Genomic DNA, 19,385 nt, shown 5'->3' on the forward strand with positions numbered 1-19,385 from the left:
GGCCGGCACTCCGTCACCCACCCCTCAACCGTCTCGGCGCTGCGCGCCGATCCACCTTCTCCCACAAGGGGAGAAGGGAAAAGCCTCCTAATCCCCGAGCGGCTCCATCTCCTTGCCGGTGCGGTGGATCTGGGCATTGTATTTGATGCGGCGGACCGTCTCGCGGGCCGAGCCGTCGAGCTTGTAGGCGGCAGCCACCGCCATGAGGTCGATCATGGCCAAAAAGGCGAAGCGCGATGCCGTCGGCTTCAGCGTATCGGGATATTCCGGCACCCCTACGGTCAGCCTGACGTCGCCGACGCGCGCGAGCTCGGTGTCGGGCGCCGTCACGCAGATGGCATTGGCGCGGTAGTGCTTGGCGAGTTCGACCGCCTCGATCACCTCGCGCGTGCGCCCCGTCGCCGAAATGGCGATCACCAGGTCGCCGGGCTTCAAGGTCGAGGCGGTCATGCGCATGAGATAAGGGTCGCATTGCGCGCTGATCGATATGCCGTAGCGAAACAGCCGGTACTGCGTTTCCTGCGCCAGCGCCGAGGAACTGCCGCCCAGTCCGAACACCGTAACCTGGCGCGCCTTGGCGATCAGCTCGGCGGCCTTCTGCAGCTGGACCGGATCGAGCTGCCGCTCGGCCTCCTGCAGCGCCCGCCGCGCTTCGCCGAACACCGCGTTCCAGAACGGCATGCCGGTGTCGTTCTCCCTGGCTGGCGAAGTGTCCAGATAGAGCGCGCCGACGACGAGGCTCTGCGCCAGCTTCAGCTTGAAATCACGCACGCCCTCGCAGCCGATGGCGCGGCAGAAGCGGGTCACCGTCGGTTCGCTGACGCCGGCACGCTGGGCAAGGGCGGCGTTGGAGGCATCGACCGCGTATTTGACGTCGTCGAGCACGACATCGGCGACGCGGCGCTCGGCCGGACGCAGCTCGGCATAGGTATCCTTGACCAGCGAGATGATGTCGGGAATGCGCCGCACAGGCTCACCCCCGTCCGCCTCGCCATCCGTCATCAGGTTTTCCCGGCTGTCAGCTTCGGTCATGAAGTGGCCTTCCCTGGTCCCTTGTCGACCTCTTACCATGCTTGCACGCTGTCGTTCCATGTGCACGGCCCCGCTGCAACTGCTGCGTGCCGTTGCGGCATGTCACCCGGCTTTGCCCATCTGCAACGCCCGCTTGTTGTGCCACTTTTCCCGAGTATGTAGGAAAGCAACACGCATTTCAAGATAAAGAAAAGACAGCGAAAGCAGGTATATAGAGGAATAGGCGGCTCTCAACGACGGAACGATCGCGCTCTTCGCTTGACACCAAAGTAGGATAGTTACACACTGACTTTGGCAGTCGATTGGACGCACTCTCCGAGGGGCGGATGAACGCGGGCGAAACAACAGCGCCGAAGCTTGGTGTGCAGGCAGCGACCAAGATCTATCACACCGCATCCGGCGACCTCCTGGCGCTGGACCGCTGCAGCCTCGACGTCCACGCCAATGAAATCGTTTCGATCGTCGGCCCGTCCGGCTGCGGCAAGACCACGCTTTTGTGGTCGATGTCGGGCTTGCACAGCCTGACCGGCGGCGAGATCCGGCTCGACGGCGTCAAGATCACCGGGCCGCATCCCGACATCGGCATCGTGTTCCAGGAAGCGAACCTGCTGCCTTGGCGCAATCTCGATGCCAACATCCGCTTTCCCTTCGAGATCAAGGGCGAGAAACCAGACCGCGCATGGATCGCGCATCTGCTCCACCGCGTCGGGCTCGACGGTTTCGGCGGCAAGTTCCCGCGCGAGCTTTCGGGCGGCATGCAGCAGCGCGCCGCGATCGTGCGGGCGCTGGCGCCAAAACCCTCCGTGCTTTTGATGGACGAGCCGTTCGGCGCGCTCGACAGTTTTACCCGCGAGGAGATGAACCGTCTCGTCGAGGAGATCTGGCTCGACACCAAGACCACCATCGTCTTCATCACCCACAGCATTGAGGAAGCAATCTTTCTCTCCGACCGCGTGGTGGTGCTGAGCGCGCGGCCCGGCCGCGTCGCCAGGGAGTATCGCGTGCCGTTCGCGCGACCGCGCTCGCTGGAGATCATGGCGACGAAAGAGGTTTTCGACCTCACCAACCGGATCAAGATGGACATCGTCGGCGAGCGCGCCAGGCCCAAGGCACCGGAACAGGAACGCGCCAGCGCCGAGATCGTGAGGATCAGGCCGTGAGCGACGCCATCCCGGAATTCTCCAAATCCAAATCGGGTGCCAAGTCCGGCGATGGGCAGGACGTCAGCCTGACCAATCTCTCGGCCTTCGCCAGCGGCCCCGGCATCAAGTCGGGCAAGGAGGTGGCGGCGATCATAGCTGTCGCCGTAATCATAATCGGCGGCATCGAATTGGCGCTGCGCCTGTTCCATGTGCCGCTCTACATCATGCCGCCGCCAAGCTCGATCGCCTATGCGCTGTTCGACGAGTTCCCGCTGATTGCGCCGCATCTCGGCTACACGCTGGTCGAGCTGGTTTCCGGCTTCGCCATCGGAGCCGTCGTCGGCCTGGTGCTGGCCGCCGTCATCACCCAGTTTCCCTTCGCCGAAAAGATCGTCGCGCCCTACATCCTGCTTCTCGTCACCACGCCGATGCTGGCGCTGGTGCCGCTTTTGATCCTTCGCTTCGGTTTCGGCTACACGCCGCGCATCATCGCGGTGGCGCTGGCCGCCGGGCCGATGGTGATGATAAACGCAGCCACCGGCTTTCGCCGCGTCGACAGCGCCAAGATCGTGCTGGCGCGCTCCTACGGCGCCAGCACCTTGCAGATATTCTGGAAGATCCGCGCGCCGATGGCGCTGCCTATGATCCTGGTCGGGCTGATGATCGGCGCCATCTTCGGCCTGCTGACCGCAGTCGGCGCGGAGATGGTCGGCGGCGGCTTCGGCCTCGGCAACCGGCTCACCACCTATTCGTCGATGATCCAGATGCCGCAATTCTTCGCCGTGGTGCTGATCCTGTCGACGCTCGGCATCCTGATCTACGTGCTGTTCTTCCTGATCGGCAAGAAATGGGCGAGCTGGGAGGCTTGAGCACGAGATCATGAACGCCCCGGAGCGGGCGAAAGGCCATCGATCAACAAGAAGGTCAATCAACAAAAGGGGAATGCCATGACCGACCAGAACTCATTCCAGACGGCGACAAGAACGGGCATCAGCCGCCGCACCTTCCTGCAGGTGACGGCAGCCGGCGTCGTGACCGCCACCGCGCTCGGTGCATCGGGCTTGAAGGCCAGGGCGGCGGCCTACGAAAAATTCACCTGGATCTCGCCGCGCGGCACGCTCGAAGTGCTCGACGACTATCCTTATTGGGCAGCCAAGAAGGCAGGCTATTTCGACGGGCTCAGCACCGACATGCAGCCGGGCCCGTCGGACGGCACGGCGACGGTGAAGTTCGTCGATGTCGGCCAGGCCGATATGGGCTTTCCCTCGCCCGGCGTGTTCTCCTTCGCCATCCAGAACGGCATGAAGCTGAAGTCGGTGTTCCACATGGGCGCGCGCGACACGTTCTCCATCGCCTTCCGCAAGGGCGAGGGTACGAACGACTTGAAGAAGCTGGAAGGCAAGACCATCCTGCTCGGCTCCGCCGCCTGGCAGTCGATCACCGATCCGCTGCTCGCCGCGCAAGGCGTCGACATCAAGAAGGTCAAGTATGTCGAGGCCGGCTGGCCGACGTGGGGCACCGCGCTCGCCGGCGGCCAGGGCGACGCTGCCTTGTCGTGGGAGGGGCTGCGCGCCGAATGGATCGCCAAGGGCCTCGACTTCGAATACTGGCTCGGCGTAAAGAATTCCAAGCTGCCGGCCAACACCTTCGTCGTGCGCGCCGCCGATCTCGAAGATCCCGACAAGAAGGCGTTCCTGGAAAAATATCTGCGCGGCTGGGCGATGGGGCTGGAGTTCGGCTACCAGAACCCGCGCGCGGCGGTCGAAGCGGTGTTCGAGCAGTTCCCGACATTGGCCAAGAACCTCGGCCCCGAGCTCGGCACCACCTCGATCCTGCAGCAGATCAACGTCTTCCGCGGCGACATGGACAAGCGCGGCGGCTGGGGCTCGCACGACATGGCGAGCTGGCAAGGCTTCTTCGACGAGATCCACAAGATCGGCCAGATCACCAATCCGGTGAAGGCCGAGGACGTCTGCACCAACGAGCTGATCCCGGCCGCCAACGACTTCGACAAGGCCAAGGTCAAGGCCGATGCCGACGGCGTCAAGCTGACGGAGGGCTTTGCCGCGCTCGATGTCGAGAAGATCAAGGCGCATCTGTTCGATTCGGCGGTGAAGTAAGGGCTGCAAAAGAGGTCGTTCATTGCCCTGTCTTGGCTCCTTTCCTCTCCCTCCGGACAGGGGAGAGGAAAGGGCAGGCGGATGAGGGGCGGCGCCAACCTGAAGTGATTGTTCTGGATGCCCAGGCGCGGCAGCAGCTCGCCAGGTCCTATCAAAAAATTGGGAGGCTGAATTGGCCGACAAAATAAAAGTGCTGGTTGTGGGTCTCGGCAATATGGGCGCCTCGCATGCCAGCGCCTATCACCGCTCGGACGGCTTCGAGATCGTCGGCATCATGAGCCGCTCGATCAAGAGCAACAAGAAAATCCCCGCCGAACTTGCCGGCTATCCGCTCTACGAGGGTTTCGACCGGGCGCTTGCGGAGACCAGGCCGGACGCCGTGTCGATCAACAGCTGGCCCAACACCCATGCCGAATACGCGCTGAAGGCGATAGCGGCCAACTGCCACGTGTTCATGGAAAAGCCGCTCGCCACCAACATCGAGGATGCCGAAAAGGTCGTCGCGGCAGCGCGGGCGAAGAACCGCAAGCTGGTGCTTGGCTACATCCTGCGCGTCCACCCGTCCTGGATAAAATTCATCGAGGTCGGCAAGACGCTGGGCAAGCCGCTGGTGATGCGCCTCAACCTCAACCAGCAGAGCAGCGGCAGCGCCTGGCACTGGCACAAGAACCTGATCGATTCGCTGATCCCGATCGTTGATTGCGGCGTGCACTATGTCGACGTCATGTGCCAGCTCACGGGCGCCAGGCCGGTGCGCGTGCACGGCATCGGCGCGAAGCTCTGGGCGGAAGCCGACAAGCAGAATTACGGCCATCTCCACGTCACCTTCGATGACGGTTCGGTCGGCTGGTACGAGGCAGGCTGGGGCCCGATGATGAGCGAGACGGCCTATTTCGTGAAGGACGTGGTGGGGCCGAAGGGCGCGGTGTCGATCGTCGCCGGCCAGGAGACGAGCAGCGCGGCGGAAGCGGCGGAGGTGTCGAACTCGGCCGACATCGACCGCCACACCAAGACCGACGCGCTGAAGATCCATTATGCGGCGGTAGACGCCGACAAGAACTTTGCGAAACCCGACGAGATCGTCAGCATGGAAGACGAGCCCGGCCACCAGGAGCTCTGCGACCGCGAGCAGGCCTTCTTCCTGCGCGCCATCCGCGAGGATCTCGATTTGACCGAGCAGATGGACGCCGCCGTCAACAGCCTGCGCATCGTGCTCGCCGCGGAACAGAGCATCGAATTGGGGCGCACCGTCGAGCTGGCGTGAGACAAGCGCGCTGCTGGGGGCAGCAGTTTCAGGTCGGTGCCCCTCACTCAGCCCTCTCCCGAGAAGAACGGGAGGCGGTCGCCAGCATCAGAGCGCTTTCCTTCTCCCCGTCATGACGGGGAGAAGGTGCCGGCAGGCGGATGAGGGGCGGCGCCAACGTCGGCCCGAAGCGATAGCTCGGGCGCGGCGCGAGGCAAAGACTAGGAGGAGAGATATGGTCACCGACAGCCTGCTGAAAACCTATGCGAACTCCGATGCGCTGGACCTTGCTGACTTGGTGCATCGGGGCAAGGTTTCACCTGCGGAACTGGTCGAGGCGGCGATCACGCTGGTCGAGCAGCTCAACCCGGCGCTGAACGCGGTCATCCATCGCCTCTACGACATGGCGCGCGCCCAGGCGCAGACGGTCGACAGATCAGCACCTTTCGCCGGCGTGCCGTTCCTGCTCAAGGAACTGGCCTCGTCCTGGACCGGCGCGCCGAACACCAACTCTTGCCTCTACCTGAAAGATGTCGTCGCCGATTTCGACACCGAAGTCGTGCGCCGTATGAAGGCGGCCGGGCTGGTGCTGGTCGGCAAGTCGAACGCGCCCGAAAACGGCTGGTCGATCACGACGGAACCGAAGCTCTACGGCACGACGAAGAACCCGTGGAAGGAAGGCATCACGCCAGGTGGCTCGAGCGGCGGCGCGGCGGCGGCCGTCGCTTCGCGCATGGTGCCGATCGCCGAGGCCAGCGACGGCGCCGGCTCGATCCGCATTCCGGCCTCCTGCTGCGGCATCGTCGGGCTGAAGCCGTCGCGCGGCCGCGTCAGCCTGGCACCGTTCGGCGACTATTGGTATGGCGGCGCCTACTTCCTGTGCTGCTCGCGCAGCGTGCGCGACACGGCGGCCTATCTCGACGCGGTGGCCGGCGCCTTGCCGGGCGACCCCTATACGCCGCCGGTCCCCGACGCCTCCTGGCTCAGCCTGTCGGCACAGGCGCCGAAGAAACTGCGCATCGGCTTCACCGTCACCCCGCCCAACGGCACGGCCATCGATGCGGAAGTGAAGGCCGCCGTGCTGGCCACCGTGGCGGCGCTGGAGCGGCTGGGACATGACGTCGAGGAACACGACATGCCGCTCGATGCCGATGCCATGTGGACCACCTACACCAACATGACCTGCGTACAGACGGCGGCGACCTTCGACTATCATGAAACGGTGATCGGCCGGCCGGTGACGCCTGATGATGTCGAACCGGTGACCTGGGCGATCATCGAACGCGGCCGTGCGACCAGCGGCACCAGGCACATTTCCGATGTCGAGCAGCTCAGGCAGGTCGGCCGCGACATCGTCGGCGACCTTTCGCCCTACGATCTCTTCATCACCCCGACGCTGACGCAACTGCCGCGTCCGTTCGGCTATTACGATATGTCGGAGACCGACATCGACCGCTACAACGCCAAATGGACGGATGCGGCGTTCGCCTTCCCCTTCAACATCTCAGGCCAGCCGGCCATCTCGCTGCCGCTCGGCTGGTCGAAAGACGGCGTACCGATCGGGGTGCAGCTTGTCGGCCGCTACGGCGACGAGGCGACGGTGCTGGCCGCGTCGGCGCAGCTCGAGCGGGAAATGCCGTGGAGGGACAGGCGGCCGCCGGTGAGCGGTTAATCGCTCGCGGCAGGGCACCCATCGCCGAGTTCTGTGGCGCCCCCCTCTGTCCTGCCGGACATCTCCCCCTCAAGGGGGGAGATTGGAAGTTTCGGCGCCGGCTCATCTTGTTCTTGCAACGTTGAAAATTGGCGAAAGCGGGAGCGATAATCGATCTCCCCCCTTGAGGGGGAGATGCCCGGCAGGGCAGAGGGGGGCGCCGTAGGGCGCTGACAGTGACACCGTCACGATCCCGCCCTCGCTATCCTATCCTCTCCAACCGCCTCGGCAGCCGGTTCATGGCGACGGGCCCGTCCGGCGTGATCAGGAACTGGTCCTCCAAGTTGAAGCTGGCGAGGCCGTCGATGTAGAGCGGGATCTCGAAGGCCAGCACCATGCCGGCTTCGACCACGACATCGCTCTCGGCCGCGATGAACGGCCATTGCTCCGAAAACACAGACTGCCCGACACCGTGGCCGAAATGCCCACGGCGGTAGGAGCGCAGGCCTTGCCGCGTCAGGCTGTCGGTGGCGGCGCGGTGCACATGGCCGAGCGAATTTCCCGGCACGAGTGCCGCCAGCCCGTCCTCGAAAGCGCGCTCGGCGATCGCGTGCAGTTCGACCTGGTCGGCGGAAGCGGGACCGAAAGTGAAGTTGCGCGACATGTCGGACGCATACCCGCCGACCGTGCAGACCATGTCGCATTTCAGCGGATCGCCGGGCATTGCCTTGGCATCGGCACCCTTGGCCCGGGCGCCGAGCGTCACATATTCCGCCGTCGCGACCGGATGGGAGAGGCCCGCCGCCGCCGCGGCCACGCCTTGCCGGTAGAGCGCGACGAGATCGGCCTGGCGCATGCCTGCCATCGCATCGACCTGCAGCCGCTCCAGCCCTGCTTCAGACAGGATAATGCCTTGCTGCAAGAGCTCGATCTCGCGTTGCGACTTGATCGCCCGCAGCCGATCCAGCACCGGCGAGCCGTCGATCATCCGGCACTGCGGCAGCAGCGCCTGCATGGCGGAAAAATCGGCGGCTGGAACAAAGCCGAGATCGATGCCCAGCGTTGCGCGCTCCAGTCCGAATTCGGCAAGCAAGGCTTGCAGCTGGCGCACCGAGCCGGCGAGATCGAAGGTGGCCGGGCGCGCGAAATCCGGCGCGCGGCCAAGCGAGACAAGGCCAGCCTCGATACGCTCCGCCAACGGGCCGCGGGTTCCCGTCTCGACCGGCGCGAATTCGATCCAGATCGGGTGCGAACGCACAACTGCTTCGGGCGCGGCGATCCGCAACTGTCCCGCACTGAAATCCGCGACGACGACGCCGATCGGCAGGTCCTGCCGGGCCGGGATGACAACGAAGCCGGCGCCGGCACGCCGGAACAGCCCCGCCGGTCCGATCGACACGCCGGTCGCATAGTGGAAGGCCTCGGGCGCTGAGAGCACCAGCGCCTGCAGGCCGGCGCGCTGCATCAGCTGCGCGGCGTGTTCGCGGTCGACAAAGCCCGTCATGGTTCCCTCCGGATGGCTGAAGCGACATCGGCTCCTCGTATCCTTGCAATCCCGGACGGAAGACTCCCACGGCTTCCCGGAATTTTGCCATGTGATGCCACTGTCGCCGCTTCGCGGCAGGCTGTCCATAGGCCGGCATGGTTGCGGGCGTCCCGCAAGGCGATTAGGGCGCAAACGCCAAAATACAGCAGCGCGTGTCCTTTTATGCGCGCCGGCGACGCTGTAGTACTTTGTCCCTGCGCAGGATTGCTTCGAAGCAAGGCCGGCGCGACAAGAACAGACCCCGCTTTGGGAATTCAATGCTGGACGGGCCGGCCTGGTTGGCCGGCGCGAGGAGGAAAACGGACACATGGCTGACAGCGGTGCGAAGACGGAAACGGCGGGCGAGGCCTTGCCGCTGTTCTATTCCAGGCCCGAGGCGCTCAATCCGGCGCGGCACGGTTCACTCGGCCTGACGGCGCGCAGCGATTTCTCCTTCGCCCGCTCGGCGCATGCCATCCCGGTGGTGGCCTCGGAAATGCCGGCGGCGATGCGCTCCTACCCGATCGTTTTCATCGGCACCGCCAAGGCGCCCGTCATCATCACCGGCCTGCGCCAGGACGAGAACCTGTTCGTCGACGCCGACGGCAACTGGGCCGGGCCGCACTACATCCCCGCCTATGTCCGCCGCTATCCCTTCATTCTCGCCGACGATCCCAAGCAGCCCGGCCGGCTGACGCTGTGCGTCGACCGGGCGAGCGAGCGCGTCATCGACCAGCTGCTGGCGCCGTTCCGCGACGACAAGGTGCTGCCGTTCTTCAGCGGTAACGAAGCGACCGAGGCGACGAAGCAGGCGCTCGCCTTCTGCAACCAGTTCCAGATCGACTTCAGGGAGACCCGCGAGATGGTCGACAAGATCGACGCGCATGCCCTGTTCGCGCCGCGCCAGAGCAAGGTGACGCTGGAAGGAGGCGAGGTGCTGAACCTCACCGATTTCCAGGTGATAGACGAGGCTGCCTTCAACAGATTGAGCGACGAGGCCTTCCTCGACCTGAGAAAGTCAGGCGCGCTCAGCCTGCTCTACTGCCACCTTGCTTCGACCAACAGCTGGACGTCGCTGGTGCATCAGGCGTCGCTGCGCAAGGCGGAGGGGGCGAAGAGCGCCTGAACAACCCACGCCGAGATCCTTCGCGGCGCGGCTGGGGAACAAGGTTCGGTGCTAAGCCGCGGCCCGCCTGTCGTGCCGCCCTTCCCTGATCTCCTCCGTGAGCTTGTCGCAGAAGGCCTCGAGATCGCCGGGATTGCGACTGGTGACCAGCCCCTGGTCGGTGACGACCTCGCTGTCTTGCCACAGGCCGCCGGCATTGATCACGTCGGTCTTGATCGACTTGTAGGATGTGACGCGGCGGGCTTTGATGATCCCGGTCTCGACCAGAAGCCAGGGCGCATGGCAGATCGCGCCGACGACCTTGTTGGCCGACCAGAACGAACTGATGAAATCCAGCGCCTTGCGCTCGACCCGCAAGAGGTCGGGATTGATGACGCCGCCGGGCAGAACGATCGCATCGTAGGCATCGGCGCGGGCCTCGTCCAAGGTCTTGTCGACCGGAACTTCGCGGCCCCAATCCTTGTGGTCCCAGCCCTTGATCTTGCCGCTTTCGAGCGACACGATTTCGACCTCGGCGCCGGCCTGGCGCAGCTTGTTCAGCGGTACCTCAAGCTCGGACTGTTCAAAACCATTCGTCGCAAGGATGGCGACGCGCTTGCCGGAAATATCCTGCATCGTTTTTCTCCATGATTGGATTGGATGCAGGGCTAACGAGCCTGAACCGGTACCGTTCCTCGCTGTAACCTTATGTGACCGGAGGGATCTGTGGTGCGCTGTACTGCACCACGGGTCTCCTTTCCTCATCAGCTCTCCTTAGTGAAGGACTGTTACCCTTTTCGTGTCTCAGACTCGGGGTGCACTACGGAATTCTGCTCGCGGATCGCAGCCGCGCGGCAAACGTACAGGCCGCCCCCCGCACCCGGTTTTCTTCCTAGAAGCGGGGCAGGCAGGGCGGCCCTTCATACCAGCGGCTTACTCGATGACGCGGGCTTCACCGACATCTGCGGCCGACGGATCCAGCCCGTAAGCCTTGAGCGCTTCGGCGATAGCCCCGTTCTTGCGGTAGACATCGAGCGAAGCGTCAACCGCCTTAACGAAGCCCTCATTGCTCTTGTCCAGCAGGAAGGCGGTCTGCGACGGGTTCATGGTCGCATCGATGCGCGGATCCGGCTTCAGGACATGCACCTTGTAGTTCTGCCCTTCGTTCTGAATGACAGCGGAGCCGAAGCCGTCGAGCGCCGCCTCAATACGACCGGCATGAAGGTCCTGAGCGAGGTTCAGCGACGACGGATAGGTCTTGGAGCCTTCGTAGAGCTTCTCCATGTCCTGGACCCACAGATATCCTTCCACGGTGCCGACCTTCTTGCCCAGCAGACCGTCCACGGTATCAATGCCGTTGGTCGAGGTGACGGACAGTTGGTCGAGATAGACCGGCGTGGACAGAGCGACGACCTTCGCGCGGGCGGCGGTACGATAGAAGCCGCCAAGCGCGATGTCCGCGCGCCGCGACTGAACTGCGGAAACCGCGCCTGGATATGTGAAGATCTCATAAGCGATCTCCAGGCAGTTCTCCTTGGCAAAACGCTTCACGAGATCGCCGTCGATACCCGCGATGCCGCCGTCTTTTTCGAGCGAATACGGAGCGGTGTTGGTGAGCGCGACGGTGAGTTTGCCCGCCGACACGGTTTCGAAAGCATGCTGCGGCTTGCAATCCTGTGCGGACGCGACGCTGGCACCCAAGGCCGTGGCAATGGCTGCGGCCGAGATGATCTTACTCCAATTTTTCACTTTGCTCTCCTCTGACATTGATGGTTTTTGATTGCAGGTCAGCCGAGATGGCTGCCCAGCCTACGTTCGGTGTACGAGACCAGCCACCCGAACGGGACGGTGATGGCGAGGTAGAACAGGCCCGCCAGGATCAGGACATCGAGGTAGAGGTAGGTGGCCGCACCCACGCGATAGGCGCGCGCCAGAAGTTCGGGGATGGCGATCGTGTATGTAAGGGCCGTCGCCTGGAAGATGAGAATGGCAAAGCCCATCAGCGCGGGTATTGCGAACAGGATTCCCTGGGGGACCACCACGAAGCGCAGGATGTCCCGGCGGGTCATGCCGAGCGCCAAGCCCGCCTCGATCTCACAATGCGGAACCGCGTTCAGACCGGCCCGAAGGATCTCGCTGGTGTAGGCGCCTGTCGTTAGCGCCAACGCAATCACGCCAGAGGTGAAGGCACTTACGGTCATCCCCGAAGCAGGCAATCCATAGTAGACCATCTGCAGGACGACGAGTGCAGGCGCGCCGCGCCCGATCTCGACCAGTACCACCGCGAAATAGCGGACGAGCCTGTTTCCAGAGGAGGAGGCAAGCGCAAGAACGAGACCGATAGGCAATCCGAACAGCAGCGCCAGGCCCGCCAACTGGAGACTGACAAGAACTCCTTGGAAAAGCTGGGGGGACCAGTCCAGCCAGTTGGCCAGCATCTCGCTCATTTCGCTTGCCCTCTTGAGCGCAGCCGCTCGTCCACGGCGCGTGCCAACACGACAACGGGTATCGACAGCGCGATGTAGAGAAGCGCAGCGAAAATGAACGGCATGAAGCTGCCGCCTCCGCCTTGGGCCTGCTGCGACGCGTACATCATCACGTCGCGGACACCGATCGTGGAGGCCACGGTCGTGTCTTTGAGCAGGCTGACAAGAAAGGTCGCCATGGGCGGAACCGAGACGCGCAGGACCTGCGGCGCCAGGATGTAGCGCAGCGTATCCAGGCGCGTCATACCGAGCGCCGTGGACGCCTCCCGCTGGCCCTTCGAGAGGGCCAGGAAGCCACCCCTGTAGATTTCAGCGAGATAGGCCGTTGATACCAGCCCCATACCCAGGATGGCAGCCTGATAGGAACTGAGAACGATCACTCCGCTGCCCAATCCGAAGAAGATAATGAACAGCCAGACGATCGGCGGGATTCCCCGGACAACGTCGATGTATATGCGCGCCGGCATGCTTAGAAGGAGCCACCGGGACCGTCGCATCAGCACCAGCGGCACGGCTGCGATGGCTCCGACTGCGAAAGCGCCGAAGGTCACCAGCAGCGTGGCCGGAACGCCTCTGAGCAGTGAAACCAGCAGGTCGATCATCTGCGATCGACCACGGCACGGAAGAACTGCCGCGTGCGCGGCGACGACGGGTTGCGGATCACGGCATCAGGCGGACCCTGCTCGATGATCTCTCCATTGGCCATGACGATCACGCGGTCGGCGACGTCTGCGGCAAAGGCGATCTCGTGCGTGACGATGATCATTGTCATGCCTTCCTGGGCGAGCTCGCGCATCACGGCCAACACCTCAAGCCCGAGTTCGGGGTCCAGGGCGCTCGTGGGTTCGTCGAAGAGCATCACCTTGGGGTCAAGAGCCAGGGCGCGTGCGATCGCGATACGCTGCTGCTGGCCACCCGACAGGCGCGCCGGGTAGGAGTGCGCCTTGTCCGTAAGGTGTACGCGTTCGAGCAATTGGGCGGTGCGCGCGTCCGCCTGCTCCCTGGTGCGCCCCAGAACCCGCATCTGCGGCAGCGAAATGTTGCGCTGCACGGTCATGTGCGGAAACAGGTTGAAGGACTGGAAAACCATCCCGGTGGAACGTCGGAGCCTCAACAGCTCTCCGGCGGACAGATTGCGGTCGACCGAAAACCGGATGGCGCCCACTTCGAGGGTACCGGATGACGGCTGTTCGAGCATGTTGATCGCACGCAGCAGCGTGCTCTTCCCCGCGCCGCTGGGTCCGACGATCGCCACGACCTCGCCGCGCGTAATGTCGAGCGAGACGTTTTTCACGGCGTGATGGCCGCCATAGATCACGTTGATGTTCTTGATGCGGACGATGTTTTCTGCCTCGGGCATGGCTTCTTTGTCCTTGCGCTAACGCCGGTGTCCTACTGGTCAAGCCGCCGCGGTATGTACGGCGGGGACGTTTCTTTCCGGAGTTGGAGCGAGACTCTCGGTGCCTGGGATCGATGCGGGAGAGCCCTTGAGCACCCAGTCCGCGACGATCAGGCCTATCACCGGCGCGAGCTGTATCCCGTAGCCGCCCGCACCGGCCGCAGTGATCAGACCGGGCTCGGACTGATCGACTGGTCCGACATAGGGACGGTGGTCGGCGGTGACAGGGTAGAGGCCTGCCCAGCCCCGGCCGAGCCGGGCGCCCGGCAGATCAGGCACGCGCTCGATCAGCATCTCGGCCAGCATGACCTTGGACCCTTCCTCGCACTGCTCGTTGTAATTGTCCGGATCCTCGGGCGAGGGCGAGCTTACCTTGTGTATCTCGGCGATGAGCTCGCTCGCTTTCTCGTGCCGAAAGTTGAGTCCGGTGCCCTGCCCGTTCACCAGATCCATGACCATCGGCATTGTGTAGGGAAGCGGCGCGTCCAGGTGGATTGTCAGCGCCTCGTGGCGCTCGGGGCGGATGTGAAGCGTCTGTCCAAGCATCTCGGCAACGCGTGGCGCCCAGGCGCCTGCCGCATTCACGACGAAGTCGCAGCCGATCGGACCCTTGCTGGTGTCCAACCGATAGCCACCGGATGTCCGCGCGACACCAAGCAGCTTGCGGAACTGGAAAACCTCGGAGCCGAGCTTCTTCACCTCTTGCGCCAGCAACGTGCACATTTCGTGGGGATCGAGGAAGCCGTCGTCCGGCCCGAAGATGCCGCCTTCGAGCCCATCTGAACTCAAGTGCGGCACGAGCTGCTGGAGCTCGTTCGCCTGGTAGACCCTGGATCTGAAGCCGGCATTGCGCTGGATCTCCACCGAGCGGGCGAACAGTTCCATCTGCTCGGAGGTGCGCGCCAGACGCAGATAGCCGATAGGGCTGAAGCCGAGACCGAGGCGCTCCTGCCACCGGCGGATGCGCTGCACGGATTGCATGCGCAGCTGGATCTCGAACGGATCCGTCAGCTGTGTACCAACGACCCCGACCGAGCGGCCGCTGGATCCTGACGCAATGGATTGTGCGTCGATGACGGTGACGCGAGCGCCCTGTTCCGCGAGCGCGTGCGCAGAGCACATGCCGAGGGTGCCTGCACCGATGACGACGACGTGAGGAGAAGCTGTCATGTGACTTCCATCTGTTGCTGCGTCGTCCCGTGCCGGATGGATCCGGCGCCGGACGCGCTACGTCATTGCTTCGCCGCGATTGCTGCGAGGGCGCCGTCGATTGCGGAAAGGATTTCGCGTGCGTCTTCCTCGGTCATCGAGGTGGAAAGCGCGAAGAGTCCGTAACTCGCCGAAAGCACGCCGCGGTCGAGCAGACCCTTGTGGAACAGGTCGAGCTTCGTGCGTTCGGACGCACCCGGATAGACCGACCGATAGTCCGTGATCGGCAACGCCGTGAAATGGACTTTGAAGAGCGAGCCGAGACCGACGCACTGCCCGTTGAGGCCATGGCGGGCAAGCGAGGCCGTGATGCCGTCGCGAAGCAGGCTGCCGATAGCGTCCAGATGCGCGAAGCTGGCCGGGGTCAACGCGCGCATCGCCGCCAGACCGGCTCGCATCGTCACCGGGTTCGCGGTGAAGGTGCCGCCATGCGGCAATGCAGGCTTGCCTCGCGTTGGATCGAACACCGCCATCACGTCGGCGCGGCCGCCGACGGCGCCGACCGGGAACCCTCCGCCGATGATCTTGCCGAGAGCCGTCAGATCGGGCGTGATGCTCCACAGGCCCTGCGCCCCCGAATAGCCAAGGCGGAGCGAGATCACCTCGTCGAAGATCACCAGCGAGCCGGCGGCATGAGCGATCTCGACCATCGCGTCGAGATAATCCTTCCGCGCGGGAATAAGTCCGGCGCGGTTCGGCATCGGGTCGATCAGAACACCCGCTATCGAGTCTCCATGCGCGTCGAAGACGGCACGCAGCGCCTCCGTATCGTTGAACGGCACCGCGATGACGTCGTCGAGAACTCCCTTCGGCGTGCCTTTCGCGTATGCCGTCGAGGCAGGCATGTCGCCCCAGTTGGCGGGCGAGCTGTCCAGGCTGACTTCCGCGAAGTCGTAGGAGCCATGGTAGGCACCTTCGATCTTGACGATCTTCGGCCGTTCGGTGAACGCCCGAGCCGCCTTGATCGCCATCATGACGCCTTCCGTGCCGGAGTTGGCGAAGCGAACCTGCTCGACCGACGGGAGGCGCTCCACCAACAGTTCAGCAAGATCAAGTTCGCTCTCGGTGGGCGCTCCGAAAGCCGATCCCCGGGGCATCTGGTCCACCACCGCCGCCGTGACGGCGGGATGGCCGTAGCCATGGATCATGGCCGTGAAATTGTTGATGCAGTCGTAGTAGACGTTTCCATCGACGTCCCAGACGCGGCAGCCCTCGCCGCGCTGGGCATAGATCGGAAACGGGTCGATGAAGACCGTTGTCCGGGTGTTCCCTCCCGGCATGACCTTGCGGGCCCGTTCGAACATCTCGCGGGATTTCGACATTGAATCTGGATAGTGGCGCATAATCTTGTAAACCGATGAAGGAGACAGCCTTGGATGGCCGCGGCGAAGAGCGCGACCTCTTTCGATCACCTGGTCATGATCGTGTGGCTCTGCTCGCGCAGGTACTGTGGCAGGAACCACGAGCCGAGACCGCCCTTGCCGCTGACCCCGGTGCCCTTCCAGCCGCAGAATGGCTGCGCGCCTGGCCATGCACCCGTCGTCGCGCCGCTCGCACGGTTGGCGTAGAGAACCCCTGCTTCGGCGGTGTCGAGGAAGTGACGCAACTCTTCCTGGTCGTTGGTAAAGATGCCGGCGGATAGTCCGTAGGCGATGTCGTTGCCCTCTTCGATCGCGGCATCGAGACTGTCGAAACCGCGGACGACCACGAAAGGCATGAAGAGTTCGTCGCGGGTCAGCCGGCCCGGACCATCAAGTTCGACGACCGTCGGCAGGACGTAGTTGTCCGCAAAGCCCTGGCCCAGGGCGGCGCCCCCAAAATGCACCTTGCCTTTGCCCTCGACTTCCGACAGTGCGGCCTGGAAACGGGCGACTGTGGCGTCGCCATAGACAGGGCCCATAAAGGTCTCGGCCTTGCGAGGATCTCCGACCACCAGCTTTGCGGCGAATGCTACCAGCTTCTCGATGAATTCCGCCTTGACCTTCTCGTCGACATACACGACCGAGCATGCGGAGCACTTCTGGCCTTGCAGGCCGAAAGCGGAGCGCGCCACTCCCTGCGCCGCACGGTCGAGATCGGCCTTGCTGGTCACGTAGGCAGGGTTCTTGCCACCCATTTCGGCGATGACGGGCTTCATGTGGGGCAGCGTTGCCATGTGACGGAAGATGCTCATGCCGGTCTTATGGGAGCCCGTGAATGCAACGCCGTCGATGCCGTTGTCGGTGGCAAGAAGGCGCCCCACCTCTCCATCGCCAAGCACGATGTTGAAAACACCTTCGGGCAATCCCGCCTTGCGAAGCGTTTCGGCAATCAGCAGTCCGGTCAGCGCGCAACCCGGCGACGGCTTGTAGACCACCGCATTGCCTGTCAACAGCGCACCCGAGACCATGCCGATCGACAAGGCGAGCGGAAAGTTGAAAGGAGCGATGACCGCGAAGACGCCATAGGGCTTCATGACGCTCGTAGCGGTCTCGTTTTCGACCAACATGTTCATCGGCCGGACGAACCCGTTGTTCGCCTTCATCTCCGATGCGTAGTACTCGACCATGTCGAGGCATTCCTCGGCTTCGCCGACTGCCTCGAGGCGGGACTTTCCGATCTCGTATAGCGCCGCCAAACCAAGGTCATACTTCCGCTCCGCCAGCGCCTCTCGCCAGCGGGCGCCGAATGCAAGGCGATCGTCCAGCGTCGAACGGTTCCAGGCCTTCGCGCCGGCTCGGGCAGCCTGGATCGCCGACTTGACGTCTGACGGGGTTGAAGCCGGGAACTTGCCGAGAGAGATCTTCTTGTCGATCGGGCTCAGGATCTCTTTCCGAGCGCCAGTCGCAAACGGCGTCGACCACTCGCGACCCAGTGTGTTCTTCTCGAAATCCGGGATCATTGCGTCGAGGTGAGCGTGAACCGGGGAAAAATCCACTCCGATGTTCGAGTAGGTCACACGCGGGAGTTCAGCCATTTCAAGTTCCTCCGAAAATCGGTATTTAGTCCGATAATCAGGATTTGGCTTGCGAGTCAATCGAGGGGACCATAAAATGGGGATAATACCGAATTTCGGAATTTGCGAGGACATTTCCGGATTCGGGTACTAACGGAGCCCGATTGATCGAGGGCGTGCGGCCGTTCGGCTATTCTACGGAGACCCCGGGCTCAAGGCGCGGCGGAATAACAAGGGACTGACCTTGCCCCTCATGTCTGTTTTGAACGATAACCTTCTTGCAGTTGCAATTGTCAGATCGGCGTAGGTGCCCTTGAATACGAAGTCGAAGAAGCCGAGCGCCAAGGACAGCCCCCTCGAGCGCTACATCTCGATCATGGAGACGGTCGCGCCGTTCGAGCATGGCCTGACGGCGATCGAACTCGAAACGACGCTTGGATTGCCCAAAACCACGATCAACAGGCTGCTGCATGCCTTGATCGAAAGCGGGATGATCACCGCCGAGAGCGTTCGCAATCGGACATACCGTCTCGGCGATCGCCTGCTGCAGCTGCTACAGATGTCTCCGGATAGCGGCTGGCTGACGACGCTCGCGCAGCGACCGCTTCAGGATTTGGCCGACCGCACCGGCCAGTCGGCGTTCCTGTCGAAGTTCGACGGTACCGAAGTGCGCTCGGTCACCTGCGTCGCGCCCGACACTCCGGTCCGGACCTATGTCATGCCGGGCATGGCCATGCCTGTAAATGCGACCGCTTCGGCCAAGGCGATCCTTGCGTTTCATCCGCAGGAGACCGTGAAGAGGATCCTGGCGACGGAGCTGCGCAGCTACACCGATCGGACGAAAACGAAGATCGCGGAGTTGACCAGGGAATTGGCCGAGGTTCGGGAGCAGGGTTACGCCATGGACCTGGCCGAGCATGTTCCGGGCCTGGGCTCGATAGCATTTCCGATAAGGCCGACGAGCGGTGAGGTGATATACGCGGTGGGACTTACGGGACCCTACGGTCAGATCATAGAGCAAAACTTCAAGCAGCATTGCGCAGCGCTCGCAGAGGCCGCCCAGCGCATGGCGAAGCTGGCGCAGATGCACGCCTACAACGGATGGGCTATGGCCGCAAAGAATGCCGCCGCGGATCAGCGACAGGGCGGTGTGTGAGAGGCCGGTCACTTGCGCGAAGACACGTCGCGCTTTGAACCGAGAATGTAGTTCGCGATCTCCGTCTCGACGGAGGCGAATGTCCGGCTCCGCCCCTCCGAAAGCCACTCGATAGAAATCCTTCATGTTGAAGGCCTCGCCCATTGCGTTCAGGGTTTGCTGCCCGGATCGAATATCGCCTCACGCCCAAGGGTGCAGGCGCTGGAGACCGCCTTCTCGCGGATGTTCCGGACGAGGATGTGTTCGGCGTGATCCGCCACCTCGATCTTCCATGAGCTCGCCCGCCGCGGCTACGATGAAGCGGGCGTCGACAAGATCATGGGTGGGAACATGCTCTCCTACTTCGAGCGACTTGGACGCTAATTCCCTCCATGGCAGCGCC

General features: G+C 63.5%; 17 protein-coding genes. 7 read left to right on the forward strand and 10 right to left on the reverse strand.

The window, feature by feature from the left end:
* Positions 1-87 precede the first annotated feature (87 nt).
* Complete coding sequence (locus tag FJ490_RS09235) at positions 88-1,032, reverse strand: MurR/RpiR family transcriptional regulator (RefSeq protein WP_140728701.1); 945 nt, start codon at positions 1,030-1,032, stop codon at positions 88-90.
* 326 nt (positions 1,033-1,358) lie between these two features.
* Between FJ490_RS09235 and FJ490_RS09240 the strand changes: the two genes are divergently transcribed.
* From FJ490_RS09240 to FJ490_RS09260, 5 genes are all read left to right on the forward strand, one after another.
* Entirely contained in the window at positions 1,359-2,192 is an 834-nt protein-coding gene (locus FJ490_RS09240; RefSeq protein ID WP_140563894.1) for an ABC transporter ATP-binding protein, read from the forward strand.
* Positions 2,189-3,043, forward strand: coding sequence for an ABC transporter permease (locus tag FJ490_RS09245; protein ID WP_140728702.1), 855 nt, complete (start codon positions 2,189-2,191; stop codon positions 3,041-3,043). The genes FJ490_RS09240 and FJ490_RS09245 overlap by 4 nt, the downstream gene beginning before the upstream one ends.
* Before the next feature lie 78 nt (positions 3,044-3,121).
* Positions 3,122-4,294, forward strand: a complete 1,173-nt coding sequence (locus tag FJ490_RS09250; RefSeq protein WP_140554766.1) for an ABC transporter substrate-binding protein — start codon at positions 3,122-3,124, stop codon at positions 4,292-4,294.
* Positions 4,295-4,466: 172 nt separating this feature from the next.
* A complete protein-coding gene (locus FJ490_RS09255) occupies positions 4,467-5,558 on the forward strand; it encodes a Gfo/Idh/MocA family oxidoreductase (protein WP_140728703.1) in 1,092 nt (363 codons plus the stop codon).
* A gap of 214 nt (positions 5,559-5,772) precedes the next feature.
* The gene (locus FJ490_RS09260) at positions 5,773-7,209 is read left to right on the forward strand and encodes an amidase (protein WP_140728704.1); all 1,437 of its coding nucleotides are present in this window, start codon (positions 5,773-5,775) and stop codon (positions 7,207-7,209) included.
* 241 nt (positions 7,210-7,450) lie between these two features.
* On the opposite strand, the gene FJ490_RS09270 is transcribed toward FJ490_RS09260, so the two are convergent.
* Entirely contained in the window at positions 7,451-8,692 is a 1,242-nt protein-coding gene (locus FJ490_RS09270) for a Xaa-Pro peptidase family protein (protein ID WP_140728705.1), read from the reverse strand.
* A gap of 349 nt (positions 8,693-9,041) precedes the next feature.
* Between FJ490_RS09270 and FJ490_RS09275 the strand changes: the two genes are divergently transcribed.
* Positions 9,042-9,839, forward strand: a complete 798-nt coding sequence (locus FJ490_RS09275) for a SapC family protein (protein ID WP_140563890.1) — start codon at positions 9,042-9,044, stop codon at positions 9,837-9,839.
* 51 nt (positions 9,840-9,890) lie between these two features.
* Here the strand turns inward: FJ490_RS09275 and FJ490_RS09280 are convergent, their stop codons facing one another.
* The 8 genes from FJ490_RS09280 to FJ490_RS09315 all read right to left on the reverse strand — a co-directional run bounded on the left by FJ490_RS09280 (position 9,891) and on the right by FJ490_RS09315 (position 17,868).
* Entirely contained in the window at positions 9,891-10,454 is a 564-nt protein-coding gene (locus FJ490_RS09280; RefSeq protein ID WP_140514067.1) for a type 1 glutamine amidotransferase domain-containing protein, read from the reverse strand.
* Between the two features lie 297 nt (positions 10,455-10,751).
* Complete coding sequence (locus FJ490_RS09285) at positions 10,752-11,567, reverse strand: transporter substrate-binding domain-containing protein (protein WP_181165194.1); 816 nt, start codon at positions 11,565-11,567, stop codon at positions 10,752-10,754.
* Positions 11,568-11,605: 38 nt separating this feature from the next.
* The gene (locus FJ490_RS09290; protein ID WP_140492032.1) at positions 11,606-12,265 is read right to left on the reverse strand and encodes an amino acid ABC transporter permease; all 660 of its coding nucleotides are present in this window, start codon (positions 12,263-12,265) and stop codon (positions 11,606-11,608) included.
* On the reverse strand, positions 12,262-12,906 hold the full coding sequence (locus tag FJ490_RS09295; RefSeq protein ID WP_140492029.1) for an amino acid ABC transporter permease: 645 nt from the start codon (positions 12,904-12,906) through the stop codon (positions 12,262-12,264). The genes FJ490_RS09290 and FJ490_RS09295 overlap by 4 nt, the downstream gene beginning before the upstream one ends.
* Positions 12,903-13,664, reverse strand: coding sequence for an amino acid ABC transporter ATP-binding protein (locus FJ490_RS09300; RefSeq protein WP_263483292.1), 762 nt, complete (start codon positions 13,662-13,664; stop codon positions 12,903-12,905). Before FJ490_RS09300 ends, FJ490_RS09295 begins: the two co-directional genes overlap by 4 nt.
* 39 nt (positions 13,665-13,703) lie before the next feature.
* Entirely contained in the window at positions 13,704-14,873 is a 1,170-nt protein-coding gene (locus FJ490_RS09305) for an FAD-binding oxidoreductase (protein ID WP_140728706.1), read from the reverse strand.
* Positions 14,874-14,935: 62 nt separating this feature from the next.
* Positions 14,936-16,234, reverse strand: a complete 1,299-nt coding sequence (locus tag FJ490_RS09310; protein ID WP_224618152.1) for an aspartate aminotransferase family protein — start codon at positions 16,232-16,234, stop codon at positions 14,936-14,938.
* Between the two features lie 86 nt (positions 16,235-16,320).
* A complete protein-coding gene (locus tag FJ490_RS09315) occupies positions 16,321-17,868 on the reverse strand; it encodes an aldehyde dehydrogenase family protein (RefSeq protein ID WP_140728707.1) in 1,548 nt (515 codons plus the stop codon).
* Between the two features lie 292 nt (positions 17,869-18,160).
* On the opposite strand from FJ490_RS09315, the gene FJ490_RS09320 reads away from it, so the two are divergent.
* A complete protein-coding gene (locus FJ490_RS09320; protein WP_140728708.1) occupies positions 18,161-19,003 on the forward strand; it encodes an IclR family transcriptional regulator in 843 nt (280 codons plus the stop codon).
* Positions 19,004-19,385: the final 382 nt, after the last annotated feature.

The organism is Mesorhizobium sp. B2-5-11, assembly GCF_006440835.1.
In the GTDB taxonomy this organism is placed as follows: Bacteria; Pseudomonadota; Alphaproteobacteria; order Rhizobiales; family Rhizobiaceae; genus Mesorhizobium.